Origin of the sequence: Lysobacter sp. BMK333-48F3 (assembly GCF_019733395.1) — a bacterium.
Lineage (GTDB): Bacteria > Pseudomonadota > Gammaproteobacteria > Xanthomonadales > Xanthomonadaceae > Lysobacter.
In genome coordinates this window covers 3,041,458-3,065,748 of sequence record NZ_JAIHOO010000001.1, presented here as the reverse complement: position 1 = coordinate 3,065,748, position 24,291 = coordinate 3,041,458, and the positions used below count along the sequence as shown (strand labels likewise).

Sequence of the window (24,291 nt, the reverse complement as noted above, 5' to 3'; positions counted from 1 at the left end):
GAGCCGGCTCGCGCTTCTGCTCACTCCTCGCTGCTCTGCGCTCACTCCTCGGCGGTCAGGCTTTGCCCAGCAGGTACTCCGCCAACGCCAGATCCGCCGGCGTGGTGACTTTGAGATTGTCCTCGCGTCCCTCGACCAGGCGCGGGCGCAGGCCGATGCGTTCCATCGCGCTGGCCTCGTCGGTGACGATCGCGCCGTCCGCGGCGGCCTGGGCCAGGGCCGCGGTCAAGGCGCCGCGGCGGAAGGCCTGCGGGGTGAAGGCGCGCCACAGGCCGTCGCGCGGCTCGGTGGCGAGGATGCGGCCGTCGCCGGCGCGCTTGAGGGTATCGCGCAGCGGCGCGCCGAGAATGGCGCCGGCGGGGTCGGCCTGCGCCGCGGCGATCAGCGCGTCGAGGTCGGCGCCGCGCAGGTTCGGCCGCGCCGCATCGTGGACCAGCACCAGGGTGTCGTCGCCGAGCTGCGCCGGCAAGGCGCGCAGGCCGGCCAGCACCGAGTCGGCGCGCTCGCCGCCGCCGATGCAACGCAGCACCGGCTTGCCGAGCAGTTCGCTCCAGCCCGGCCACAGGGCGTCGTCGGCCGCCAACGCGACCATCGCCCCGCCGACCCGCGGATGCGCCAGCAATGCGCGCAAAGCGTGCTCGATCAGCGGCTTGCCGGCTGCGTGCAGGTATTGCTTCGGGGTCGGACCGCCGAAGCGCTGGCCGCGGCCGGCGGCGGGAAGGACGGCCCAGATCATGCGCTGACTCGAAAAGGAACGGTACGGAGGGACGCTGCCGCCGGCGTCACTGCGCCGGCGACGGCTGCGGTTCCGGCGCCGGCAGTTCGCCCGGCGGCTCGTCGACCTGCTCTTCCAGGCTCGGCTCGGCGGAGTCGGCCGAATCGGCCGGCGCGGCGCCGCCCTGCACCGCGCTCACCGCCGCGGCCGCGTTCGGCCCCGGCGCTTGCGGCTTGGCCTCGACCACCCGGTAGAAGGTTTCGCCGGGCTTGATCATGCCCAGCTCGCTGCGCGCGCGTTCCTCGACCGCCGCCTCGCCGGACTTGAGGTCCTCGACTTCGGCGGCGAGGGCGGCGTTGCGCTGTTGCAGGCCCTGGTTCTCGCGGCTCTGGCCGTCGACCTGGGCCTGCAGCGCGGCGACGCTGCCGCCGCGCCCGTCGCCGGCCCACCACAGCCGGTACTGCAGGAGGGCGAGCAGCGCCAGCAGCGCCACCACCGAGACCCGCACCCAGCGCATGCTCCGGCGTCTCCGTCGCGATCAGCGGCGCAGCGACACGAACGCGTCGCGGCCGGCGTAGCGTGCGGCCGCGCCGAGCTGCTCTTCGATGCGCAGCAGCTGGTTGTACTTGGCGACGCGGTCGCTGCGGCACAGCGAGCCGGTCTTGATCTGGGTCGCGGTGGTGGCGACCGAGATGTCGGCGATGGTGGTGTCCTCGGTTTCGCCGGAACGGTGCGAGACCACCGCCGCGTACTTGGCCGCGTCGGCCATCGCGATCGCTTCCAGGGTCTCGGTCAGGGTGCCGATCTGGTTGACCTTGATCAGGATGGCGTTGGCCACGTGCTGGTCGATGCCTTCCTTGAAGATCTTCGGATTGGTCACGAACAGGTCGTCGCCGACCAACTGCACCTTGTTGCCGATCTTCTCGGTCAGCAGCTTCCAGCCGGCCCAGTCGTCCTCGGCCATGCCGTCTTCGATGGTCACGATCGGGTACTGCGCGGCCCAGTTGGCGAGGAAGTCGACGAACTGCTCGCTGCTCAGGCGCTTGCCCTCGCCCACCAGGTGGTACTTGCCGTTGTCGAAGAATTCGGTCGAGGCGACGTCGAGGCCGAGCAGGATGTCCTCGCCGGCCTTGTAGCCGGCCTTGCCGATCGCTTCGAGGATGGTTTCCAGCGCTTCTTCGTTGCTGCGCAGGTCGGGGGCGAAGCCGCCCTCGTCGCCGACCGCGGTGCTCAGGCCGCGGCCCTTGAGCACCGACTTCAGCGCGTGGAATACCTCGGCGCCGGCGCGCAGCGCCTCGGCGAAATTGCTCACGCCCACCGGCAGGATCATGAATTCCTGCAGGTCGACGTTGTTGTCGGCGTGGGCGCCGCCGTTGATGATGTTCATCATCGGCACCGGCAGCACCGGCGCGCGGTCGCCGGCCAGCGACTTCCACAGCGGCACTTTCTTCGAAGCGGCCAGCGCATGCGCATTGGCCATCGACACGCCGAGCAGCGCGTTGGCGCCGAGGCGGGCTTTGTTCTCGGTGCCGTCGAGGTCGATCATGCGCTTGTCCAGCGCGGCCTGGTCGGTGGCGTCCATGCCCTTCAGGGCCTGGGCGATGACGGTGTTGACGTTCTCCACCGCCTTGCGCACGCCCTTGCCCAGGTAGCGGGTCTTGTCGCCGTCGCGCAGCTCGATCGCCTCCTTGCTGCCGGTCGAGGCGCCGGACGGGACCATCGCGCGGCCGAAGCTGCCGTCGGCGAGGGTGACTTCGGCTTCCAGGGTCGGATTGCCGCGGCTGTCGAGGATTTCGCGGGCGTGGATCTGGGTGATCGTGCTCATGTCGGGGGCGGTCGGAATGGGAAAGGGGAAGGGGGTGGCGCAGGCCAACCGGCGAACGATAGCCCAGACGCGGCTGCGCCGTCCGGGCGCCGCGCACGGGCTATCGCTCCGGGGTCAGAAATCCTGTTCCAGGAAACCGTTGCGCTTGGTGATACGGTCCAGTTCGACCAGGGTTTCCAGCAAGGCGCGCATCTTCGGCAGCGGCACCGCGTTGGGGCCGTCGGACAGGGCTTCTTCGGGGCGCGGATGGGTTTCCATGAACACGCCGGAGACGCCGACCGCGATCGCCGCGCGCGCCAGCACCGGCACGAACTCGCGCTGGCCGCCGGACTTGCCGTCCATGCCGCCGGGCAGCTGCACCGAATGGGTCGCGTCGAACACTACTGGGCAACCGGTGTCGCGCATCACCGACAGCGAGCGCATGTCGCTGACCAGGTTGTTGTAGCCGAAGCTGGCGCCGCGCTCGCAGGCCATGATCTGCTCGTTGCCGGTAGCCTTGGCCTTGGCGGTCACGTGCTTCATTTCCCACGGCGACAGGAACTGGCCCTTCTTGATGTTGACCGGCTTGCCGGCGCGGGCCACGTTCTGGATGAAGTCGGTCTGCCGGCACAGGAAGGCCGGGGTCTGCAGCACGTCGACCACCGAGGCGACCTCGGCCATCGGCGTGTACTCGTGCACGTCGGTCAGCACCGGCACGCCGATCTGGCGCTTGACCTCGGCCAGCACCTTCAAGCCCTCTTCCAGGCCGGGGCCGCGGAAGCTGGTGGCCGAAGTGCGGTTGGCCTTGTCGAAGCTGGACTTGAAGATGAACGGAATGCCCAGCGCGGAGGTGATCTCCTTGAGCTGGCCGGCGACGTCGAGCTGCAACTGCATCGATTCGATCACGCAGGGGCCGGCGATCAGGAAGAACGGCTGGTCCAGGCCTACGTCAAAACCGCAGAGTTTCATGCTTGAGTTCCGGTTGCGTTCGTGGGTCGATCAGATGGCGGCCGAAGCCGGCCTCGACAAGACCGGCGCGGGTGCGCGCCGGCCCGTCGTTCACCGCGGGCTTACTGCTTGACCTCGCGCAGCAGCTTGCCGCCGGCCTTGGCCTCGCGCGCGGCGCGGACGAAGCCGACGAACAGCGGATGGCCGTCGCGCGGGGTGGACAGGAACTCGGGGTGCGCCTGGCAGGCCAGGAACCACGGGTGGGCGCTGCGCGGCAACTCGACCATCTCCACCAGCAGGTCGTCCATCGACTTGGCCGAAATGACCAGGCCGGCGTCCTCGAGCTGGGTGCGGTAGCGGTTGTTGAACTCGTAGCGGTGGCGATGACGCTCGCCGACCACGTCCTTGCCGTACAGCTCGCGCGCCAGGGTGCCGGGCTTGATCCGCTGGTCCTGCAGGCCCAGGCGCATGGTGCCGCCGAGGTCGCTGGCTTCGGTGCGGCGTTCGATCTCGCCGGTGGCGGTGCGCCATTCGGTGATCAGGCCGATCACCGGGTGCGGGCTGTTCTTGTCGTTCTCGGTGCTGTTGGCGTGTTCCAGGCCGACCACGTGGCGGGCGTAGTCCACCACCGCCGCCTGCATGCCGTAGCAGATGCCGAAGTACGGCACCTGGCTTTCGCGGGCGTAGCGGGCGGTGGCGACCTTGCCTTCGAAGCCGCGGTCGCCGAAGCCGCCGGGCACCAGGATGCCGTCGACGCCCTGTAGCGATTCGACGCCGTCGCGCTCGATCTCGCTGGATTCCAGCCACTTCAGGTTGACCTTGGTGCGCTGGCGCAGGCCGCCGTGCTTGAGCGCTTCGGCCAGCGACTTGTACGCGTCCTGGTGGTCGATGTACTTGCCGACCACCGCGATGGTGACCTCGTCGACCGGATGGGTGCTGGCGTCGACGACTTCGTTCCACTCGTTCAGGTCGGCCGGGCCGGCCTGGATGCGCAGGCGGTCGAGGACGATCGCGTCCAGGCCCTGCTCGTGGAACCACTGCGGCAGCTTGTAGATGTTGTCCAGGTCGACGGCCGAGATGACCGCTTTTTCCGGCACGTTGGTGAACAAGGCGATCTTGCGCCGCTCGCTGTCCGGCAGCGGCTGCTCGCTGCGGCACAGCAGCACGTCGGGCTGGATGCCGATCGAGCGCAGTTCCTTGACCGAGTGCTGGGTCGGCTTGGTCTTCAGTTCGCCGGCGGCGGCGATGAACGGCACCAGAGTCAGGTGCATGAACAACGCGTGCTCCGGGCCGCGCTCGGTGCGCAGCTGGCGGATCGCCTCCAGGAACGGCAGCGACTCGATGTCGCCGACGGTGCCGCCGACCTCGACCAGGGCCACGTCGAAGCCCTCGGTGGCCTCGACGATGCAGCGCTTGATCTCGTCGGTGATGTGCGGGATCACCTGCACGGTGCCGCCAAGGTAGTCGCCGCGGCGTTCCTTGCGGATCACGTTCTCGTAGATCCGGCCGGTGGTGATCGAATTCTTGCGGCTGAGCCGGGTGCGCAGGTAGCGCTCGTAGTGCCCCAGGTCCAGGTCGGTCTCGGCGCCGTCGTCGGTGACGTAAACCTCGCCGTGCTGGAACGGGCTCATCGTGCCCGGATCGACGTTGATGTAGGGGTCGAGCTTCATCATCGTCACGCGCAGCCCGCGCGCTTCGAGGATGGCCGCCAACGAGGCCGCCGCGATGCCCTTGCCAAGCGAGGACACCACGCCGCCGGTGACGAAAATCAGGGGAGTCATGGATTTTGCAGCCGCTGGAAAGCCGTAGTTTACCGACAGTCGGGTGAAGCCGCACGGCTTGACAGTGCGCACGGAGCGTTCCAGGCGCCGCAAGTGCTTGTCCGACGGGGCATTTGCGGCCAGCACGGCGCGGCCCGCCCAGGGTCGGCGCGCGGGCTCAGGCCAGGCGGGCGCCGCGCTCCGCCAGCAGCTCGCGCAGGATCGAGCGGTGGCAGCGCGACTCGTCCTGGCAGTAGCAGCCGACGGAAAAATCGCTGTCCCGCGACATCGCCGCCAACAGTTCCAGCGCATGCGCGGCTTCGGGCGCGGCCATCTCCGCCTTGTACTTGCGCACGAAGGCGTTCCACTGCGTCGGGGTGTCGGCGGCCTGGGCCTGTTTCATGACTTCCAGGCTCGGCGCGAGGTTCGGGAACCAGACGTCGTACCAGTCGCCGGAGGCGAATTCGCTCTTGGGCACGCCGCGCGGCGGCCGCCGCACGGTGCCGATGCGCAGGCCCTCGCCGGGCTGGCGCGGGCTGCCGAGTCTGACGATGCGCAGCGCCATCGGGCTCTCCTGGGGCCGGGACGATGGCGACGATCGCAGCCGGGGCCGGCCGCGCGCCGCCTCGGGCACGATAGCCGGCTGCCGCCGCAGCGGCCACCGGTCCGGCCCGACGACGGGGGGAGGGCCGCGGAAACCGGAGGCCATGCCCGACAGCGCCGAAACGAAAACGCCCCGGCCGGGGCCGGGGCGTCGGTGGGGTCGCGGGAACGCTGCGACAGGGCGGCGCCGCCCGCAGGCGGCGCCAGACCTCAGCGGTCGCCCTCTTCCTCGGGCTCGACGCCGCGGTCGCCGGACTTCTGGCGCTTCTCGGCCTCGGCCTTCTTCTTGGCTTCCGCCTTCTTCGCGTCCTCGGCCTTCTTGGCCTCCTCGGCCTTCTTGTCGGCCTGCGGATCCTGCTGCGCGAACGCGCTCGGCGCGACCAGGGCCAGCAATGCGGCGGCGATGACGGTGGGGAGCAGCAGCTTGCGGATCTTCATGGGGTGACTCCGTACGAATGGGGAGCGGCCGGTTCGGGAGCGGCGCCCGGGGCGCCCCGGCTCCCAGCCGGCCGGTCTTCGCGCCGCGTCCGTGCAGCGTCGGGCGAACCCTAGTCGGGCCCGCCTCGCCAGGGGCTGAACGGCCAGGGCCCGAACAGTACCTGGACCCGCGCCGGCGCGGCCGGATCCGCCGTCACAATGGGGCCGCGAGCGGCGCCGTTCAAGCCGCGGGCCCGGCCGGACGGCCGCGGCGACGGCTCAGTAGCGCGAGCTGAACATCGCCGTGACCGAGTTCATCGCCTGGCGCCAGCGCGCCAGCAGGGCCTCGTCGGCGCGCTCGTCGTATTCGCGGATCGCCAGCAGCAGGCTGTTGATCCAGTACGGATACAGCTCCGGCGGCACCGGGGTGCGGCCCTGGCGCGAATGCACGTCGGCCATCTGCTCGCAGGTGCGCTTGACCACCGCGCTGCCGGCGGCGTGGAAGATCGCCACGCTGATCCCGCGGCGCAGGGCCAGGCGCTGCTTCTGGAAGTCGGTGCGCTCGAACATCGGCGCCACCTCGGGGTGGCTGGCCATGAAGATCTCGTAGAACCGCTCGATGAAGCCCTTGCGGATGAGGCAGCGGCCATAGCTCTGCTGCAGATCGAAGTACTGGTCCTGGGCGGACACCCTGCCCTCCTGTGGCGCGAGAAAGAAACGGCGCGCAGGATCGCAGCGCCGGCGCCGGCCCGGCTTGCGCCAGATCAACCCGCGGGCGCGCCGGCGCCGGTTCGGCCGCGGCCGCGTGGCGCCGGTCTCAACCGGCGAGACGGCGGCGGGCGTGAATGTCGCCCGCGGCCGGCGCGGCTTGACCCGGCTGGCGCCGGTCGCCATGCTCGCTGCGCCCCGCGCCGGGCCCCGCCGATGCGCGGCCGTCACCGGCCGATGGCAAGATGGCCGCGGCCGCCGCCCGACCCGCTCCGCCGGCGCCCGCGCGCCGCCCGCAGCGCCGGCCCGGACGCCACTCCTTACTACCGATGCAGGTTTCATGAGCAGTCGTTACAACGCCGCAGACATCGAAGTCCTTTCCGGCCTGGACCCGGTCAAGCGCCGGCCCGGCATGTACACCGACACCGCGCGCCCCAACCACCTGGCGCAGGAAGTCATCGACAACGCCGTCGACGAAGCGCTGGCCGGCCACGCCCGCAGCATCGAGGTGACCCTGTACGCCGACGGCAGCTGCGAGGTCGGCGACGACGGCCGCGGCATGCCGGTCGACATCCACCCGGAGGAGAAAGTCCCCGGCGTGGAGCTGATCCTGACCCGCCTGCACGCCGGCGGTAAGTTCAGCAACAAGAACTACACCTTCTCCGGCGGCCTGCACGGCGTCGGCGTCAGCGTGGTCAACGCCCTGTCCAAGCTGGTGGAAGTGCACATCAAGCGCGAGGGCAGCGAGTACCGGATGACCTTCCGCGACGGCGACCGCGCCACGCCGCTGGAGGTGGTCGGCACGGTCGGCAAGAAGAACACCGGCACCCGGGTGCGCTTCTGGCCGGACCCGAAGTACTTCGACACGCCCAAGTTCAACCTGCGCGCGATCAAGCACGTGCTGCGGGCCAAGGCGGTGCTGTGCCCGGGCCTGAACGTCAAGCTGTTCGACGAGGCCAGCGGCGAGCGCCTGGAGTGGTACTACGAGGACGGCCTGCGCGATTACCTGTCCGGCGAACTGCGCGAAGGCCAGGCCCAGCGCGAACTGCTGCCGCCGGACCTGTTCGTCGGCCAGCTTAAGAAGGACACCGAAGTCGTCGACTGGGCGGTGGCCTGGGCGCCGGACGGCGAGCTGGTCCAGGAAAGCTACGTCAACCTGATCCCGACCGCCCAGCACGGCACCCACGTCAACGGCCTGCGCACCGGCTTCACCGACGCGCTGCGCGAGTTCTGCGACTTCCGCAACCTGCTGCCGCGCGGGGTCAAGCTGGCCCCGGAAGACGTCTGGGACCGGGTCGCCTTCGTGCTCAGCATCAAGATGACCGACCCGCAGTTCAGCGGCCAGACCAAGGAGCGGCTGTCCTCGCGCCAGGCCGCCGGCTTCGTCGAGGGCGCCGCCCACGACGCCTTCTCGCTGTGGCTGAACCAGCACACCGAGCTGGGCGAAAAGATCGCCCAGCTGGCGATCGAGCGCGCCGCCGCGCGCCTGAAGACCGAAAAGCAGATCGTCCGCAAGAAGGTCACCCAGGGCCCCGCCCTGCCCGGCAAGCTGGCCGACTGCACCTCGCAGGACCTCTCGCGCACCGAGCTGTTCCTGGTCGAAGGCGACTCCGCCGGCGGCAGCGCGCGCCAGGCCCGCGACAAGGATTTCCAGGCGATCCTGCCGCTGCGCGGCAAGATCCTGAACACCTGGGAAGTCGCCTCCGGCAGCGTGCTCGGCTCGCAGGAAGTGCACGACCTGGCGGTCGCGATCGGCTGCGACCCGGGCAAGGAGGACATCTCCGGCCTGCGCTACGGCAAGGTGGTGATCTTGGCCGACGCCGACTCCGACGGCCTGCACATCGCCACCCTGCTCAGCGCCCTGTTCCTGCGCCACTTCCCGTCGCTGGTCGCGGCCGGCCACATCTTCGTGGCGATGCCGCCGCTGTTCCGCGTCGACGTGGGCAAGCAGGTGTTCTATGCGCTGGACGAAGAGGAAAAGCGGATCCTGCTGGAGAAGATCGAACGCGAAAAGGGCGACCGCAAGAAGGGCCTCAGCGGCGCGATCAACGTCACCCGCTTCAAGGGCCTGGGCGAGATGAACGCTTCGCAGCTGCGCGAATCGACCATCCACCCCGACACCCGCCGGCTGGTCCAGCTGACCGTCGACGACAACTCGCAGACCCATTCGCTGATGGACATGCTGCTGGCCAAGAAGCGCGCCGGCGACCGCAAGCAGTGGCTGGAGACCAAGGGCGACCTGGCCACGCTGGAGGTCTGAGGTCCGCCCGCGGGCTTCGGTCCGCTGCGACGACGCAAGCGCCGCCTCCGGGCGGCGCTTCGTTTTTGCAACATCCCTGCGGTCCGACGCTCACGCAACCATGGCGGCGGATGCGGCATGCTGGGCGTGTCGATATCGGTCCGGAGATCGATATGAACGGAAGCTGCCGCATCGCCCGCCGCGCCGCGCGCGGGCCCCGCCGCGGAGGACCTCGTCATGGCCGTTGAGCGCCTGCATATCCCGTTCCGCATGCCCGCGCACATGCACCTGCCGCCCGCGGCGCAAACCCGGTTGTTCGGAATCCTGGCCTGGTGCGCGCTGCTGCTGGGCCCGTTGCTGTCGTGGATGCTGGTGTTCGCCTTCACCAGCGCCGACCAGTGCGGCAGTTGGGACCTGCGCTGCACCGGCCAGGCCATCCTGTGCACCGCCGCCTGCTGGCTGTTCGGCAGCCTGTCGGCGACCGCGGCCCTGTTCCGCCACGAACCGCACGACACCGCGGTGCCGGCGCTGGGGCTGAATCTGGTCGCGCTGGCGGGGCTGATCGGCGCGATCGTGCTGATTTCGAAATTCAACTGATCGACATTCGACTGATCGGCCGCAGTCGACCGGACGGCGGCGCCGCGCCGCCGTCGCTCAAGCCGCCGCCGCGGCGCTGAGCGCGCGCCGCAGCAAGGGCGCGAACGCGGCCGGGCGGCAGCGGCTCAGCCTCACCTTAGGTGTGCCGTGCCAGCGCGCGCATTCGTCGATCGCCGCGGCGATGTCGGCCGCCAGGCGTTCGGACGGTTCGATCCCGTCCTCCAGGTACAAGGCCCGCACCTCGAACTCGCCGGCGGCGCGATGCGCCTTGGCGTCCAGGCGCCCGACCAGCCGCCCGCCGGCCAGGATCGGCAGGACGAAGTAACCGTAGCGGCGCTTGGGTTCGGGGACGTAGCACTCCAGCGTGTAGTCGAAGCCGAACAGTTCGCTGGCGCGCTCGCGGTCCCAGACCACCGGGTCGAACGGCGACAGCACGGTGGCGCGGGTCGCGCGCAGGCGCCCGGCCGCCGCCTGCGCCAGCAGCGGCGCATGCGCCGGATGCACGTAGCCCGGCGCGCTCCAACCCTGCACTTCGACCCGCAGCAACGCGCCTTGCGCGACCAGCGCGTCGAGATCGGCGTCGCGCAGGCGCGGCCTGGTGCGGAAGTAGTCGGCGATCCAGCGCGCCTGGGCGATGCCCAGCGCCTGCACCGAGCGCAGCACGGTCTCCTGGCGCACCGCCTCGGGCGCGATCTGCGCCGTGTCCCAATCCGCCACCGCGACCCCGGCCACGCGCTCGGCCAGGTCGTAGACGCGATGGAAGTTCTCGCGCCGCGCGACCATCAGCTCGCCCAGGGCGAAACCGGCCTCGAGCCAGCGCTTCTCGTCTTTCCAGCCCCACCAGCCGCCGCCGGCGTCCTCGCGTTCGAAGTCGGAGGACTTGACCGGGCCGAGCTCGCGGATGTGCTGCAGCAGGCGCTCGATCTGCGCGCCGTTTCTGGCGCGGTGGCTGCGCGCGTTGCGGATCGCCCAATGGTGCTCGCGCTGCGGCAGCGCGTTGCGGTGCAGGACGTAGTCGCGCATCGAGGCGAAGCAGGCCTCGTGCGCCCAGACTTCGAAGATCGCGCGCTCGGCCAGCAGTTCCTCCAGCCAACGCTGCGGGTAATCGCCCAGGCGCGAGAACAGCACCAGGTAGGGACTGCGCGCGACCACGTGGATGGTGTCGATCTGCAGCAACTGCATGCGTTCGATCGCCGCCACCAGGTCGGCCTTGCGCGCGCGCCGGCGCGGCCGCGCCAGCAGTCCCTGCGCGGCCAGGTGCAGCGCGCGCGCTTGCGCCGGGCGCAGCGGCGCCGTCGGCGTCATGTCCACCGGCCTGCGCCCGTGCGCCGCGCCGCTGCGGTCATGCCGCCTGGGAGTCCAGCGCGACGCGCAGCAGGGCCTCCAGCAGCGGCTGCAGGCGCGCGGCCTTGGCTTCGTCGTAGGCGAAGCTGTCCTCGTCCATGTAGTTGCGCTGGCTCAGCTCCAACTGCACCGCCTGCACGCCGATCTCCGGGTCGCCGTACTGGCGGGTGATGTAACCGCCCTTGAAGCGGCCGTTGGCGACCCAGTCGTAGTCGGTCTGCGCGCCCAGCGCGCGTTCCAGGCCGGCCTGCAGTTCGGGCAGGCAGCTCTTGCCGGCGGCGGTGCCGAGATTGAGGTCGGGCAAGCGGCCTTCGAACAGGAACGGCAGTTCGCCGCGGATCGAATGGCCTTCCCACAGCACCGCGCGGCCGTGTTCGCCGCGGATGCGGTCGAGTTCGGCGACCAGGGTGTCGTGGTAGGGGCGCCAGTACCGCTCGACCCGCTCGGCGACCTCCTCCGGCTGCGGCGCCTGTCCCTCCAGGTACACCGCCTCGCCGCTGAACTGCACCGCCGGACACAGCCCGGTGGTGTTCTGGCCCGGGTACAGCGAGGTGTCGTCCGGCGGCCGGTTCAGGTCGACCACGTAGCGCGAGTAGTGCGGCACCAGGATCGAGGCGCCGAGTTCGCGCGCGAACGCGTACAGGCGCGAGACGTGCCAGTCGGTGTCCGGCGCGCGGCGCGCCGACTCGACCATGCGCGCGGCAATCGGCTCGGGAATGCGCGAGCCGTCGTGCGGCAGGCTGATCAGCAGCGGCGCCGTGCCGCGGTGCAACTGGAACACGGGCTCGGTCGGCGGCGGTACGGGGACGGCGTTCATGCGGTGGCGTTCAGTCGGCGGCGCCGGACTGCAGGTGCCGGCGGAAGAAGGCCATGGTACTGCGATGCACCTGCAGCCAGGTCGCATGGCGCAGGAAGAAGTGATCCTCGTCCGGCAGCACCAGGGTCTCGACCGGAGCGCCGCGCGCGCGCAGGCGTTCGACCAGTTCCACGCTCTGACCGAACTTCACCGCCCGGTCGTCGTCGCCGTGGATCAGCAGCGCCGGAGAACGCCAGCTGTCCACGTGCGCCATCGGCGAGGACTGCCAGGCCAGTTCCAGTTCGTCCGGCCGCAGCCCCCACAGGCCGCTGTTGTCGCCGCCCTTGGCGCTTTCGCGCCAGTCGTGGACGCCGTGGCGGTCGGCCCCGGCCGCGAACAGGTCGGAATTGCGCGCCAGCGCCGAGGCGGTCAGAAAGCCGCCGTAGGAACCGCCGTAGATGCCGATCCGGCGCGGGTCGACGTCGGCGCGCTTGGCCAGGTAGGCGTGCGCGGCCAGCACGTCCTGGTACTCGCTGGCGCCGCGCGGGCCCTGCTTGGCGGCGCGGCGGAAGGCCTGGCCGTAGTTGGTGCCGGCGCGGAAGTTCAGCGCCAACACGACGAAGCCCTGGTTCGCCAGCCACTGATTGTTGGCGTAGTCGGCGTAGTAGTAGCTGCCGTAGTGCCAGCCCGGCAGCATCTGCCGGATCGGCCCGCCGTGCACGTAGACCAGCGCCGCGCGCTTGCCCTTGAAGCTCGCCGGCGGCTCGAACACGGTCGCATGCGAGACCACGCCGTCGCTGGCGCGCAGGGCGATCGTGCTGGGTTCGACCAGGCGGTCGATCGGGAACCGCGCCGGCAACTGTTCCGGGAAGATCCGCCGCGGCTCGCCGCCGTTGCGCGACACCAATGCGATCGCGGTCGGGCGGCGCGCGTCGGCGTGGCGGAACGCGAGCCATTGGCCGCCGGCGACCGCGACCGGCTCGGTGGCGATCTCGTGCTTACCGGTCAACAGCGTCTGCGTCTCGCCCTTGGCGTCGACCGCGAACAGTTGGCGGTAATCCAGGTCGGCGCAGTTGCCGCTGAAGAAGAACTTACCGTCCTCGGCCAGGACGCTGGTTTCCACCTCGCATTCGCCGCGGCTCAGCGCGACCGGCTCGCCGCCGTCGGGCGACAGCGCGTACCAGTGCAGCCAGCCGCTCTGTTCGGAACTGAACACCAGGCGGTTGTCGCGGCTCCACTGCAGCGCATCGGGCTCGGCGAACTGGGCGTAGCCGCCGGCGGTGTCGTTGGAGCGGAACACGCGCCTGGCCTGGCCGGTGGCGACCTCGGCGACCCAGATCTCGAACGGATTGGCGCCGGTCAGGTCGAAGACTTCGCCGTTGCGCGCCGCGGCGGTGCGCAGGAAGGCGATGCGGCGGCCGTCCGGCGACCAGGCCGGCTGGCTGTCGCGATTGAAGTCCGCGCCCATCCAGCGCACCGTGCGCGCGGCCAGGTCGAGCACGCCGACGAAGCTGTGGTCGCCGCGGCCGCTGACGAAGCTCAGCGACTTGCCGTCGGGCGAAAACCCGGCGTTGCCGTTGCCGCCGCGGGTCCTGATCAGGTCGCTCTTGCACCACGCCGGCGCCTGGACTCCGGGCAAGGCATGGCAGGCCAGCGCCGAGCCTTGCACCAGCAGCGCATCGCCCTGCGGCGCGAACTGCATGCCGCGGCCGGCGGCGATGCGTTGCGGCGGGCCCGAGCCGTCGCTGGCCACCACCCATACCGCCTGTTCCTGGCCGTCGGGGTCGCTGGTCGGGTTGCTGTTGTTGCCGGCCGCATCCGGGCCGCTGCCGCGCACATAAGCCAGCCAGCGGCCGTCGGCGCTGAACTGCAAGGGGCCGATCGCCTGGCCGTCGTCTTCGGCATAGGAGGTCAGGCGCTTGGGCGCGAAAGCCGGCGCGCGCGCGGTCCACACGTTGCGCACGCCCTGCTCGTTCGACACCCAGGCCAACACCGGCGCGTCGCTGGCGCCGACCAACTGGTCCGGCCGCGGCACGCTGAGCAAATCGGCGATGTCCATCGCCGGCGGCGCCGCCGCGGCGCTCGCCGCGATGCCCATCATGCCGGCTACCGCGCCGGCCAGAATCCAATGACGTTCCTTGTGTTTCATCGCTGCCCCGGTTCGGATCGCGCGCGTGGGCGGCGCCGGCGCGGCGGGCGTCGCCGGGCTAGCGCATCAACACCACTTCTTCGGCGCTGGTGGGATGGATGGCGACCGTGTCGCGCAGGTCGTCCAAGGTGATGCCGCGTTTGAGCGCTACCGCGAAGCCCTGCAGGATTTCGTCGGCCCCCTCGCCCAACAGATGGATGCCGACCACGCGGCGTTCCTGGCCGACGCAGATCAGCTTGAACAGGCTGCGCTGCGGCGACTCGGCCAAGGCGTACAGCATCGGCCGAAAGCCGGCGCGATAGATGTGCAGATTGTCACCATGTCGATGGTCACCGTAGCGTTCCCGCGCCTCGTCCTCGCTGAGTCCGACCTTGCCGATCGGCGGATGCGAGAACACCACGCTGGGAATGTCCTCGCGGCTCAGGCGTCCGTCGCGGCCGCCGAACACGCGGTCCATCAGCCGCCGCGCGGCGGCGATCGCGACCGGGGTCAGCTGCGGGTCGGCGGTGACGTCGCCGACCGCGTCGATGCCGGCGACGCTGGTGGCGTTGAGTTCGTCGATCGCGATGTGGCCGCGCGCGTCCAGCGCCACCCCGGCGCGCTCCAGGCCGAGGCCGGCGGTGTTGGGCCGGCGCCCGGTGGCGAACACCACCTGATCGAAAGGCTCGCTGAGCGAACCGTCGGCGCCGCGCAGCCGCACACGGCCGGGCTCGCCTTCCAGGGCGGCGACGGCGTGGCCGAAATGCAGGCGCACGCCGTTCTGGCGATAGTCCTCGGCCAATTGCGCGGTCAGCTCGGCGTCGAAACCGTCGAGCAGGCGCGCGCCGCGCGCGAACAGCTCGACCTGGCTGCCCAGCGCCTGTAGCACCCCGGCCAGCTCGACCGCGATGTAGCCGGCGCCGACGATCGCGACCCGCGCCGGCGCCGCGCACCATTGGAAGAAATCGTCGGACACCGCGCCGAGCGCGGCGCCGGGAATGTCCGGGCGCAGCGGCCGGCCGCCGGTCGCCAGCAACAGCCGCGTCGCGCTCAGGCGCGCGCCGTTGTCGCATTCGACCGTGTTGGCGTCGACCAGCCGCGCGCGCATCGGCAACACCGCGATGCCGGAGGCGTCGAGGCGGCGCCGGTAGCTGTCGTGGATGTTGGCGATGTAGCGCTGCCGATGGACGATGAAGGTCGGCCAGTCCAGCGCGCAGGGTCGCTGCGGATCGGCCTGCAGGCCGAAGCCCAGGCCCTGGGCCATGCGCAGCTTGGCGGCGATGTCGGCGGCCAGCCACATCGCCTTCTTCGGCACGCAGCCGACGTTGACGCAGGTGCCGCCGAGCGCGCCGGGTTCGAGCAGGGCGACCCGCGCGCCGTATTCGGCGGCGCGGAACGCGCCGGCCAGGCCGCCGGAACCGCCGCCGATCACGATCAGGTCGTAGCGGCCGTCGGCTTGCTCGGAAGAACTCATGCGAAACGCTCCGGTCGATAGGGATGCGGATCGATCGCCGGCGCGCGGCCGGCGACCAGGTCGGCGATCAGCTGGCCGGTGCCGGCGCTCATGCTCACGCCCATCATGCCGTGGCCGGTCGCCAGCCACAGGCCGTCGCGGCCGGGCACGGCGCCGATGATCGGCACGTCGTCGACGCTCATCGGCCGCCAACCGAACCAGCGCTCGCGCAGCACCGGTCCGACCGGCTGGTGCAGGTATTCGGCGGCGCCGCGTTCCAGCGCGGCCAGGCGGCGCGGATTGAGGCTCTCGTCGTAACCGGAGAACTCCATCGTGCTGCCGAGCCGGAAACCGCTGTCCCACATGGTCACGCAGACCTTGCGCTCGCGCAGCACCACCGGCCGGCGCGGCACCAGGGCCGGGCGATCGTAGGTGATCGAATAGCCCTTGCCGGGCTGCATCGCGCGCGGCAGCGTGCGCAGGCCGATCAGTTCGGACAGCTTCGGCGACCAGGCGCCGGTCGCCACCACCACCTGGCCGGCGCGCAGCGCGCCGCACGAGGTCGCGGCGCGGTAGTCCGCGCCGTCGCGCTGCAGTTCCTGCAATCGGCACTGTTCGATCAGTTCGCCGCCGCGCTCGCGCACCGTGCGCGCCAGTTCGGCGACATAGCGGTCGGGGCGCAGCACCGCGTCGTGCTCGAAGCGGATCGCGCCGGTCACGCCGGGCTTGAACGCCGGGTCCTGGGCCTCGTAGCGGGCGCCGTCGATCACCTCCACCTGGATCCCGAACTCGCGCAGCAGGTCGAGCTCGAACTGGCCGCCTTCGAACGACTTGCGCTCGCGGAACACGTAGTCGACGCCGGCGTTGTCGAACTCGCAGACCAGGCCGTAGCGGCCGACCCAGTCCTCCAGGCGCGCGCGCGAGTCGTTGAGCAGGGCCGACTTGGCCTGCGCGCTGGCGCGCCAGTCGCGCTGGTTGCAGCGTCCGGCGAAGCGCAGCAGCCAGCCCCACAATTGCAGGTCGAGCTTGGGATGCACGTACAGCGGCGCGTCCGGAGTCAGCATCCAGCGCAGGGCCTGGGCGATCACGCCGGGCGCCGCCAGCGGCGTCGCATGGCTCGGGGTGATGGTGCCGCAATTGCCGTGCGAGCTGCCGCCGCCGATCCGGCCGGCGTCGATCACCCGCACGCTGCGTCCGGTTTCCAGCAGGGCCAGGGCACAGGTCAGGCCGATCACGCCCGCGCCGACCACGATCACATCGCTGCGGCCGCGGTCCGTCCGCGCTTCCGCCTCAGCCACTTCTGCTTCGCCCATCTGCCCTTTCAGCCGTCCGGAGTCTGGTCGTGCGGCCGTGCGGCGTGCGCCGACGGCCCCAGTGCCGTCGGGGAGCCGTGCGGCACACGCCCCATAGTACTAAGACTGGACCGGCCCGGCCGAGCCCGGCTTTGCGCCATGCGGCGGGCCGCCGATCGCGCCGCCGTGGCGGGCCGCCCGCGGTTCTGTGATCGGCAACAGAAAAGCCCGCGGCGTTGTGTGACCGCGAACGCGGGTTTCGCGTTCAAGCACATTGCCGGCTCCGCCTAAGGTCGCACTCGTCCATCGACACGCGCGCCGCGATCTCCACAGCCACGGCTGCGCGCTGGAGCGCCGGACCCGACGCCACTGCCCGTACCGACCGCCGCCGCGGCCGGCAGGGACGGCTGCGGCCTATAAAAACCACTCAGGGATCCATCCATGCACGCCAAGACCGCTCTGCTCAGCGCTGCCGTCGTCGCCGGCATCGCCCTCCTCGCCGTCTCGTCCCGTTCCGGCTCCGAAGCCGCTTCCGCCGCCGCGGCCGCCGGCTTCGCCGCGGGCGCCGCCCAGGCTGCGCCCGCGCCGCAGGCCGATACGACCGTCGCACACGAACGCCGCGCCGCCCAGTCGATGCAATTGGCGGTCGGCAGCCGCCGCGAAAGCGACCTGCTCGCCGCCTCGACCTCGCCCGAGCAGGCCGCGGCCTCGCCCGCCGCGCAGCGCGCGCGCCGCCTGCTGGAAACCGTCGCCGCCGAACAGGTGCGCCGCGCCCCGGCCGACGGCTTCGCCGCCCGCGACGTGATGATCGACCGCGACGGCACCGAGCACGTGCGCATGGAGCGCAGCTACCGCGGCCTGCCGGTGGTCGGCGGCGACCTGGTGGTGCATTCGCGCAACGGCGAACTGCTTTCGGTCAGCCAGGGCGACAACATGCGCAGCTTCGGCCGTCCGGCGATCGAGCCGAAGATCAGCGCCGAACAGGCCGGCATCGACGCCGGCGCCGCGTTCGACGGCCGGGTCACCGCGATCGCCCCGGCCAGTCTGGTGATCTTCGCCCGCGGCACCGAGCCGACCCTGGCCTGGCAGGTCGACGTCGAAGGCGACCGCCGCAACGATCCGGCGCCGGGCCTGATCAGCTACTACCTGGATGCGCGCAACGGCAAGCTGCTGCAGGAAGACGACCGGGTGCACTCGGCCGCCGCCAACGGCACCGGCCGCACCCTGACCCTGGGCAATGTCGGCCTGGTCAGCAACTCGATCAGCGGCGGCTACACCCTGACCGACCCGACCCGCGGCAACGGCCAGACCCTGGACGCGCGCAACCAGACCGGCACCAGCGCGGCCACCGCGTTCAACGACGCCGACAACGTCTGGGGCAACAACGCCACCTCCGACCGCGCCTCGGCCGCCGCCGACGCGCATTACGGCGTCGCCGCGACCTTCGACTACTTCAAGAACGTGCACGGCCGCAACGGCATCTTCAACGACGGCCGCGGGGTCAAGAGCTACGTCCACTACGGCCCGACCAACCTGGTCAACGCCTACTGGACCGGCTCGGCGATGGTCTACGGCGACGGCGACGGGGTGACCTATCGCCCGCTGGTCGCGCTGGACGTGGCCGGCCACGAAATGGCCCACGGCGTCACCGGCGCCACCGCGCGCCTGGGCTACTACAACATCAAGGACAGCGGCGGCCTCAACGAATCCACCTCGGACATCTTCGGCACCCTGGTCGAATTCAGCGTCGGCAACGCCAACGACCCGGGCGACTACCTGCTCGGCGAAGAGGTCTACATCAACAATCCCGGCGACACCAAGGCGCTGCGCCTGATGTTCAAGCAGGACGCCGACGGCCGCTCGTTCTCCTGCTATCCGGTCGGCGGCTTCACCGCCTCGCAGACCGGCCAGAACGGCAAGTACGACCCGCACCTGAGCTCGGGCGTGGGCAACCGTTTCTTCTACCTGCTGGCCGAGGGCGCGGTCACGCCGAAGGGCTTCAGCTACACCCCGGCGCAGCTGGTCTGCAACGGCGACAGCGCCATCGCCGGCATCGGCCGGGCCAAGGCCGGGGCGATCTGGTACCGCGCCCTGACCCGCTACTTCGTCTCCAGCACCACCTACCCGCAGGCGCGCACCGGCACCCTGCAGGCGGCGGCCGACCTGTACGGCAGCAACTCGGCCGAATACAAGGCGGTGGCCCGCACCTGGAGCGCGGTCTCGGTCAACTGAGCCCGACGCGCCGGGCTCCACCGGCCAGGCGAGACGCAATGGCCCGCGCATGCGGGCCATTGCGCTGCCGGCGCCAGGCGGACGGCAGCGGCGATCAGGCGCGCGCCGCGCGCCACGGCGGCAGGCGCCAATAGGTGAAGGCGCGCCACAGCCATTCCGCCGGGCCGAAGCGGAACCGGCGCAGCCACCATTGCGCCAGCAACAGCTGCAGCACGAACAAGCCGGCGGCCGCCGCGAACAACGGCGCCGGCGCGATCCGCCCCCACAGCCCCAGGCCGTAGCCGTAGAACACCCAGGTGCCGACCAGGGACTGCATCAGGTACAGGCTCAGCGCGATCCGGCCGGGGGCGATGAAGGGCCGCGGCCAGCGCCAGCCGCGCGCCAGCGACAGCACCACCGCCGCGACCAGCGACAGGGCCAAGGGCAAGGCGCCGATCATGTGCAGGGTGCTGGCGAGGAAGGTGCGCGCGCTCAGGCGCGCGCCGTAGGCGGCGGGATCGATCGCCAGACTCGCCGCGGTCAGCGCCGCGCCACTCGCCAGCCCGCCCCACAGCAGGCGGTGCCACAGTCCGCGGTGCGCCGCCGGATCGGCCAGCACGCCGCTGCGCGCCAGGCCGGCGCCGATCAGGAACAGGCCCAAGGCCAACGGCACCATGATCGAGGCGCTGGACAGGGTCAGCCCGACGAACTCGCGCAGGCGTTGCGCGGTCGCCTCGGCATAGCTGCCGTGGGCGTAGGCCGCCACCGCCTGCGCGCGTTCGGCGGCGCCGCGCGCCTGCGCCTGCGGATCGCCGTCGGCCACTCCGGGCAGCGCCAGCAGTCCGGCCAATAGCAGCAAGAACGCGCAAGGCACCGCGTACAGCGACAGGCCCAGCCGCCACTGCGTCGCGGCGCCGAGCCCGCGCAGCGCGTACAGCAGGAACGCGCATGCCGCATAGGTGACCAGGATGTCGCCGGACCAGACCAGCCAGGCATGCGCCAGGCCGATCGCCAGCAGGCCGAAGCTGCGGCGCAGGTACAAGGGACGGAAATCGCGCCCGGCCGCCCCGGCGCGCTCGCCCATCACCGCGAAGCCCATGCCGAACAGCAGCGAGAACACGGTCCAGAACTTGTGCCGGACCGCTACATGCACGGCCATCGTCGCCCAGCGGTCGAGCCCGCGCAGGGCCGGATCGACGCCGTCGCCCAGGTCGGCCAGCGGCGCGCTGAAGAACGGCGCGTTGCTCAGCAGGATGCCGAGCAGGGCGATGCCGCGCAGCGCGTCCAAGGCCTGCAGGCGTTCGCCGGCGGCGACCGGCGCCAGCGGCAAGGCCGGCGGCGGGGACTGCGCAACGGGGCCAGGGTCGGTGGGCATCGCGGTTCCTATCTAGCCGGTTCCTATCTAGCCGGTTCCTGTGTAGCCGGCTCTTATGTAGCCCGTCCCGGCCGCACAAGACAGGACCGACCCGCAAAAACGCGAACGGCCCGCGCGAGCGGGCCGTCCGGAACGCCGACCGCTACGCGGTCAGTGCTGGTGGCCGCCGTCGCCGTGGACGTGGCCGTGCTCGATCTCTTCCTTGCTGGCTTCGCGCACTTCGACGATCTCGATCGCGAAATGCAGGTCCTTGCCGGCCATCGGGTGGTTCAGGTCGACGTCGACCACGCTCATGCCGACCTTCTGGATGGTGACCGCGCGCGGGCCGAAGCTGGTCGGCAGCACCGCCTGCATGCCCGGGCTCAGCTTGGCGTCCTTGAAGTACTTCTTCGGCACGCGCTGGGTCAGGCCTTCCTGGCGGGCGCCGTAGGCGTCGACCGCGGCCACGTCGACCTCGAACTTCTCGCCGGCTTCGCGACCGTCCATGGCCTTCTCCAGGCCCGGGATGATGTTGTTGTGGCCGATCAGGATCGCCAGCGGATCGCGGCCTTCCGAGCTCTCCAGCGGCTCGCTGCCCTGCTCGGAGACGGTGTAGTGGAAACGGACGACGCGATCTTTCTCGATTTTCATTGCTGGATCCGGATGAAGACCGCGCGGCGGCGGTCGGAAAGGGACACGGCGGCGCGCAGGAATGCGCGGACCGCCACAAAACGACAGGGACGCTGTCTTGTCGCCGCTGCCGTTAGCCGCCAAGCTAGCGACGTGACGAAGGCCGCGCATTATCCCGGCAACACCGCTCCCGCGCCAGCGCGCGGCCCGCTGCCGTTGCCAGCGCTGGCCCTGGCCACCGTGCTGAGCGCGCTGCTGGCGGCCTGCGGCGGCGGCCGCGAACTGGTCCGCAAGCCGGCCCCGCCCGGCGCCCCGGCCCGGCACTGGCCGCACGTCCAGCCCGACGATCCGGATTCGGCCAATGCGGTGCTGATGCGCGCGATCAGCCTGGTCGGCACCCCCTACCGCTACGGCGGCAACACCCCCGACAGCGGCTTCGACTGCAGCGGCCTGGTCAACTACGTCTACCGCGACATGCTGGCGCTGAGCCTGCCGCGCACCTCGCGCGACCTGGCCGCCTTCCAGGGGCCGCGGATCGAGCCGACCCGCCTGGCCGCCGGCGACCTGGTGTTCTTCGGCAGCCGCGGCAACGTCAGCCACGTCGGCATCTACGTCGGCGAGGGCCGCTTCGTCCATGCCCCCAGCAGCGGCGGCACGGTGCGGCTGGACCGGCTCGACGGCCCCTACTGGGTAGATCACTACAGCGGCGCCAAGCGGGTGCTGATGAAGTGAGGCCTCGCTTCCTGAACAGGGAACGATGTTCGGCCCGGGTTAAAAATGTGAATCAAATCACGTGTTTGTTAACGCGTAGCTAACGAAATTTGAACCTATGTCTCGCACGCGCCGGGCATCATCTTTCCCCGGTGACGACTTCGTGATGACTGCGTGACGCCTCAATTCACTCGCCAAGGCCGCCAGGCTGCTACCCCCGAAGCTCCCCTGGCCCAGAGCACCCGCACCGCTCGGGCTAGCCAACGTCTCCTGCTCACCGCCGTCCTGGCGGTTTGCGCCCTTCCCGCTTTCGCCGATCCCGCCACCGGCCTGTCGATGGGCGCCCTGCCGGGCGGCCCGTCGTTGCGCAACGATTCGGCCGATGCGCCGGAGTCCAGCGCCGGCAGCATGCTGCCGGAGGCGATGACCCTGTCCGACCGCGCCCTGCTGCTGGCGACCGACCTGAACCGCCTGCTGGGCCCGAACGCCAACCTGGGCAAGGCCGATCTGCCGGTCGCCGAACAGAGCCGGATCAAGAACCTGCTGCAGCGCGCCCTGGGCCTGCTCGGCACCCCGTACCGCTGGGGCGGCAGCACCCCGGACCAGGGCTTCGACTGCAGCGGCCTGGTCGGCTACGTGTTCCGCAACGCCCTGGGCATCGAGCTGCCGCGCGTCTCGCGCGAGATGGCCAAGACCGGCGCGGTGATCGACCGCGCCTCGATGACCGAAGGCGACCTGGTGTTCTTCGGCCGCCGCGGCCGGGTCGACCACGTCGGCATCTACCTCGGCGACGGCCGCTTCGTCCACGCCCCGCGCACCGGCAAGGACGTCACCGTCTCCAGCCTGGACACCGGCTACTGGAGCGGCAAGTTCATGGAAGCCCGCCGCGTCGACGGCATCTGAGGTCTCCGCACCGCGCATCCCAACAAGCCGCCTCCGGGCGGCTTGTTCGTTTTGGGAAGCGGCATCCCACGGGGATTTGCTTCGGTCACGAGCCGCAACCGCGCCCCGTCAGTTGCGCCGTTGTTACCAGCCCGTGATCGCGGCTTGTGACCGAAGGAAATCCCGTAGGACGCCGCTCCTACCCAGAAACAACGACGCTGCATCCGACGTTGCCGTTGCCGTTGCCGTTGCCGTTGCCGTGAAGAGCTTGGCGTCGCCACGAACTCGCGAGAAGACCTGAAGCCCCGAAGGGCGGCCCGCAGGGATGCGGGCCGTGCGCAGCCAGGCCATGGATGGCCTGTGCGGAGCAGCCCTGCGCAAACCTCGTCCCATAGTGGCTTTTGATCCGAAACAGCCATGGCGTTTTCTTTGGTTACTTTCTTTGTCGCCTTGGACAAAGAAAGTGACCCGGCCGCTTGCGGACGGAAGCTTTGCTTTTGAAGCCTTCGAATACAGACGCCGTGAGACCGCAGCAGCGCGGTCGCGGCTTACGCCGCTCCTACAGGGCACAGGACAAAGGCGCGGCAAACGGGCGAGATGGCGGCACGGCTTGCGATCGAAGCAAATCCCTGCGGGGCGCCGCTCCTACAAGAAGCCCGGCGCTCAGCGCTCGATCAGGATCAGCTTGCCGGTCTTGGGGTCGCGGTAAACCTGGCCGACCTCCTGGTAGCCCGGCCCGGCGCCTTGCTGCCCCCGGTGCGGGCGTTCGATCGCCTTGCCGCGCGCGACTTCGACCGGAGTGCGTTGCGACGTGGTCGCGCTGATCGCGGCGAGCAGGCCGCAGGCGAACACCAGCATCACGTCGACCAGGTTGACCAGGCTGGCGCGCGGGTCTTCGTCGTCGTGGTCGAAGCGGGTACGCAGCCGGCGCCGGGTCGCCGCACGGGTGGCGCGCAGGCTCATGCCGCCGCCTCCATGCGTTCGAGCAGTTCCTCGTACCAGCGCCGGCGCAGGCGGCCGATCCACAGCCCGGCGATGCCGGCGATCAGGCCGAGCACGGTGGCGTCGAAGGCCACCGTCACCGCGCTGGCCAACTGGGCCGGATCGCCCTGCCCCAGCGCGGCCAGGCCCGGGCCGAGCGGGATGATGGTCGCCATCAGCCCCAGCATCGGCGGCACCCGCGCCAGCAGGTCGCAGCGCTCGATGCGGCGCCGCGCCAGACGTTCGACCAGGGCCGGGTCGCCGGCGCGTTCGAGCCGGCGCAGGCCCAGCCAGCGCTCGCCGATCGCCAACCCGGCCTCGATCAGGGCCGCGCCGCAGGCCACCAGCAACACCGCCATCGCCACCGGCAGCAGCCGTGCGATCAGGTGGTGCAGCCAGTCGAAATGGGTCATCCATTCCATCGTCGTGTTACCTCATGTTCGTTGATCGGATAGATCCCGCGGCCACCCCGGTCGCGATGCCGACGTGGTGGGGCAGCGGGATCGCATCGGCGCGCGCTCGGGAGGTCGTTGCCGCGCGAAGAGCCCCCTGCCCGTCCGGCCAGCAGGCACAGCCTGCTGGCGTTCGATCGTGCGCGACCCCGGCGGTTCGCAAGCGCACGCTCTCACCCTTTTTCAAAGGGGGGAACGGCGGCGATGCCGGCTTGCGGCTTGATCGCTCGCGGCCCTGCGGGCCCTCGCTGCTTCGCCGCGCACGC

At 70.7% G+C, this 24,291-nt stretch carries 21 protein-coding genes and 1 pseudogene; 5 read left to right on the top strand and 17 right to left on the bottom strand.

The window, feature by feature from the left end; translation table 11 throughout:
• Positions 1–55 precede the first annotated feature (55 nt).
• The 8 genes and pseudogenes from ispD to K4L06_RS13010 all read right to left on the bottom strand — a co-directional run bounded on the left by ispD (position 56) and on the right by K4L06_RS13010 (position 6,937).
• On the bottom strand, positions 56–736 hold the full coding sequence (gene ispD, locus K4L06_RS13045) for a 2-C-methyl-D-erythritol 4-phosphate cytidylyltransferase (RefSeq protein ID WP_221671770.1): 681 nt from the start codon (positions 734–736) through the stop codon (positions 56–58).
• Between the two features lie 178 nt (positions 737–914).
• Positions 915–1,232 (bottom strand): annotated as a pseudogene (ftsB, locus tag K4L06_RS13040) (cell division protein FtsB); the annotation flags it as partial.
• 21 nt (positions 1,233–1,253) lie between these two features.
• Entirely contained in the window at positions 1,254–2,540 is a 1,287-nt protein-coding gene (gene eno, locus K4L06_RS13035; protein ID WP_221671768.1) for a phosphopyruvate hydratase, read from the bottom strand.
• Between the two features lie 114 nt (positions 2,541–2,654).
• On the bottom strand, positions 2,655–3,488 hold the full coding sequence (gene kdsA / locus K4L06_RS13030; protein WP_221671767.1) for a 3-deoxy-8-phosphooctulonate synthase: 834 nt from the start codon (positions 3,486–3,488) through the stop codon (positions 2,655–2,657).
• Between the two features lie 101 nt (positions 3,489–3,589).
• Entirely contained in the window at positions 3,590–5,248 is a 1,659-nt protein-coding gene (locus tag K4L06_RS13025) for a CTP synthase (RefSeq protein WP_221671766.1), read from the bottom strand.
• A 157-nt stretch (positions 5,249–5,405) separates the two neighbouring features.
• On the bottom strand, positions 5,406–5,792 hold the full coding sequence (locus tag K4L06_RS13020; RefSeq protein ID WP_221671765.1) for a DUF488 family protein: 387 nt from the start codon (positions 5,790–5,792) through the stop codon (positions 5,406–5,408).
• 248 nt (positions 5,793–6,040) lie between these two features.
• A complete protein-coding gene (locus K4L06_RS13015) occupies positions 6,041–6,268 on the bottom strand; it encodes a hypothetical protein (RefSeq protein WP_221671764.1) in 228 nt (75 codons plus the stop codon).
• A 258-nt stretch (positions 6,269–6,526) separates the two neighbouring features.
• Entirely contained in the window at positions 6,527–6,937 is a 411-nt protein-coding gene (locus K4L06_RS13010; RefSeq protein ID WP_221671763.1) for a globin, read from the bottom strand.
• A gap of 358 nt (positions 6,938–7,295) precedes the next feature.
• Here K4L06_RS13010 and parE point away from each other — a divergent pair, with 358 nt between their 5' ends.
• Both parE and K4L06_RS13000 read left to right on the top strand, forming a co-directional pair.
• Entirely contained in the window at positions 7,296–9,215 is a 1,920-nt protein-coding gene (gene parE, locus K4L06_RS13005; RefSeq protein ID WP_221671762.1) for a DNA topoisomerase IV subunit B, read from the top strand.
• Positions 9,216–9,431: 216 nt separating this feature from the next.
• The gene (locus tag K4L06_RS13000; protein WP_221671761.1) at positions 9,432–9,791 is read left to right on the top strand and encodes a hypothetical protein; all 360 of its coding nucleotides are present in this window, start codon (positions 9,432–9,434) and stop codon (positions 9,789–9,791) included.
• A 57-nt stretch (positions 9,792–9,848) separates the two neighbouring features.
• Here the strand turns inward: K4L06_RS13000 and K4L06_RS12995 are convergent, their stop codons facing one another.
• The 5 genes from K4L06_RS12995 to K4L06_RS12975 are packed head-to-tail and all read right to left on the bottom strand — an operon-like array spanning position 9,849 to position 16,825.
• Positions 9,849–11,096 (bottom strand): crosslink repair DNA glycosylase YcaQ family protein, encoded by a 1,248-nt coding sequence (locus K4L06_RS12995; protein WP_221671760.1) that lies wholly within the window; start codon positions 11,094–11,096, stop codon positions 9,849–9,851.
• A gap of 37 nt (positions 11,097–11,133) precedes the next feature.
• Positions 11,134–11,952, bottom strand: coding sequence for an N-formylglutamate deformylase (hutG, locus tag K4L06_RS12990; protein ID WP_221671759.1), 819 nt, complete (start codon positions 11,950–11,952; stop codon positions 11,134–11,136).
• Between the two features lie 10 nt (positions 11,953–11,962).
• On the bottom strand, positions 11,963–14,080 hold the full coding sequence (locus tag K4L06_RS12985; protein ID WP_221671758.1) for a prolyl oligopeptidase family serine peptidase: 2,118 nt from the start codon (positions 14,078–14,080) through the stop codon (positions 11,963–11,965).
• Positions 14,081–14,138: 58 nt separating this feature from the next.
• A complete protein-coding gene (gene gorA, locus K4L06_RS12980; RefSeq protein ID WP_221671757.1) occupies positions 14,139–15,533 on the bottom strand; it encodes a glutathione-disulfide reductase in 1,395 nt (464 codons plus the stop codon).
• Positions 15,530–16,825 (bottom strand): FAD-dependent oxidoreductase, encoded by a 1,296-nt coding sequence (locus K4L06_RS12975; RefSeq protein ID WP_221671756.1) that lies wholly within the window; start codon positions 16,823–16,825, stop codon positions 15,530–15,532. The genes gorA and K4L06_RS12975 overlap by 4 nt, the downstream gene beginning before the upstream one ends.
• Positions 16,826–17,245: 420 nt before the next feature.
• On the opposite strand from K4L06_RS12975, the gene K4L06_RS12970 reads away from it, so the two are divergent.
• Positions 17,246–19,036 (top strand): M4 family metallopeptidase, encoded by a 1,791-nt coding sequence (locus K4L06_RS12970; RefSeq protein WP_255595109.1) that lies wholly within the window; start codon positions 17,246–17,248, stop codon positions 19,034–19,036.
• A 94-nt stretch (positions 19,037–19,130) separates the two neighbouring features.
• Here K4L06_RS12970 and K4L06_RS12965 read toward each other — a convergent pair whose 3' ends face one another.
• Positions 19,131–20,390 carry a DUF418 domain-containing protein gene (locus K4L06_RS12965; protein WP_255595108.1) on the bottom strand — a complete coding sequence of 420 codons (1,260 nt, stop codon included), beginning with the start codon at positions 20,388–20,390 and terminating at the stop codon, positions 19,131–19,133.
• A gap of 150 nt (positions 20,391–20,540) precedes the next feature.
• On the bottom strand, positions 20,541–21,020 hold the full coding sequence (locus K4L06_RS12960; protein WP_221671755.1) for a peptidylprolyl isomerase: 480 nt from the start codon (positions 21,018–21,020) through the stop codon (positions 20,541–20,543).
• Positions 21,021–21,209: 189 nt separating this feature from the next.
• Here K4L06_RS12960 and K4L06_RS12955 point away from each other — a divergent pair, with 189 nt between their 5' ends.
• Positions 21,210–21,731 (top strand): C40 family peptidase, encoded by a 522-nt coding sequence (locus K4L06_RS12955; RefSeq protein ID WP_255595630.1) that lies wholly within the window; start codon positions 21,210–21,212, stop codon positions 21,729–21,731.
• 315 nt (positions 21,732–22,046) lie between these two features.
• Complete coding sequence (locus K4L06_RS12950; RefSeq protein WP_343225758.1) at positions 22,047–22,613, top strand: C40 family peptidase; 567 nt, start codon at positions 22,047–22,049, stop codon at positions 22,611–22,613.
• Positions 22,614–23,255: 642 nt separating this feature from the next.
• Here K4L06_RS12950 and K4L06_RS12945 read toward each other — a convergent pair.
• Together K4L06_RS12945 and K4L06_RS12940 are read right to left on the bottom strand one after the other, a co-directional pair.
• A complete protein-coding gene (locus K4L06_RS12945) occupies positions 23,256–23,555 on the bottom strand; it encodes a hypothetical protein (protein ID WP_221671753.1) in 300 nt (99 codons plus the stop codon).
• Positions 23,552–23,986, bottom strand: a complete 435-nt coding sequence (locus K4L06_RS12940) for a MotA/TolQ/ExbB proton channel family protein (protein ID WP_221671752.1) — start codon at positions 23,984–23,986, stop codon at positions 23,552–23,554. Before K4L06_RS12940 ends, K4L06_RS12945 begins: the two co-directional genes overlap by 4 nt.
• Between the last annotated feature and the right edge of the window lie 305 nt (positions 23,987–24,291).

Excerpts from the sequence above, each read along its gene's own strand:
- ispD (WP_221671770.1), bottom strand. The coding sequence starts at position 736 with ATGATCTGGGCCGTCCTTCCCGCCGCCGGCCGCGGCCAGCGCTTCGGC.
- eno (WP_221671768.1), bottom strand. The coding sequence starts at position 2,540 with ATGAGCACGATCACCCAGATCCACGCCCGCGAAATCCTCGACAGCCGC.
- kdsA (WP_221671767.1), bottom strand. The coding sequence starts at position 3,488 with ATGAAACTCTGCGGTTTTGACGTAGGCCTGGACCAGCCGTTCTTCCTG.
- K4L06_RS13025 (WP_221671766.1), bottom strand. The coding sequence starts at position 5,248 with ATGACTCCCCTGATTTTCGTCACCGGCGGCGTGGTGTCCTCGCTTGGC.
- K4L06_RS13020 (WP_221671765.1), bottom strand. The coding sequence starts at position 5,792 with ATGGCGCTGCGCATCGTCAGACTCGGCAGCCCGCGCCAGCCCGGCGAG.
- K4L06_RS13015 (WP_221671764.1), bottom strand. The coding sequence starts at position 6,268 with ATGAAGATCCGCAAGCTGCTGCTCCCCACCGTCATCGCCGCCGCATTG.
- parE (WP_221671762.1), top strand. The coding sequence starts at position 7,296 with ATGAGCAGTCGTTACAACGCCGCAGACATCGAAGTCCTTTCCGGCCTG.
- K4L06_RS13000 (WP_221671761.1), top strand. The coding sequence starts at position 9,432 with ATGGCCGTTGAGCGCCTGCATATCCCGTTCCGCATGCCCGCGCACATG.
- K4L06_RS12995 (WP_221671760.1), bottom strand. The coding sequence starts at position 11,096 with ATGACGCCGACGGCGCCGCTGCGCCCGGCGCAAGCGCGCGCGCTGCAC.
- hutG (WP_221671759.1), bottom strand. The coding sequence starts at position 11,952 with ATGAACGCCGTCCCCGTACCGCCGCCGACCGAGCCCGTGTTCCAGTTG.
- K4L06_RS12985 (WP_221671758.1), bottom strand. The coding sequence starts at position 14,080 with ATGAAACACAAGGAACGTCATTGGATTCTGGCCGGCGCGGTAGCCGGC.
- gorA (WP_221671757.1), bottom strand. The coding sequence starts at position 15,533 with ATGAGTTCTTCCGAGCAAGCCGACGGCCGCTACGACCTGATCGTGATC.
- K4L06_RS12975 (WP_221671756.1), bottom strand. The coding sequence starts at position 16,825 with ATGGGCGAAGCAGAAGTGGCTGAGGCGGAAGCGCGGACGGACCGCGGC.
- K4L06_RS12970 (WP_255595109.1), top strand. The coding sequence starts at position 17,246 with ATGCACGCCAAGACCGCTCTGCTCAGCGCTGCCGTCGTCGCCGGCATC.
- K4L06_RS12965 (WP_255595108.1), bottom strand. The coding sequence starts at position 20,390 with ATGCCCACCGACCCTGGCCCCGTTGCGCAGTCCCCGCCGCCGGCCTTG.
- K4L06_RS12960 (WP_221671755.1), bottom strand. The coding sequence starts at position 21,020 with ATGAAAATCGAGAAAGATCGCGTCGTCCGTTTCCACTACACCGTCTCC.
- K4L06_RS12950 (WP_343225758.1), top strand. The coding sequence starts at position 22,047 with ATGGGCGCCCTGCCGGGCGGCCCGTCGTTGCGCAACGATTCGGCCGAT.
- K4L06_RS12945 (WP_221671753.1), bottom strand. The coding sequence starts at position 23,555 with ATGAGCCTGCGCGCCACCCGTGCGGCGACCCGGCGCCGGCTGCGTACC.
- K4L06_RS12940 (WP_221671752.1), bottom strand. The coding sequence starts at position 23,986 with ATGACCCATTTCGACTGGCTGCACCACCTGATCGCACGGCTGCTGCCG.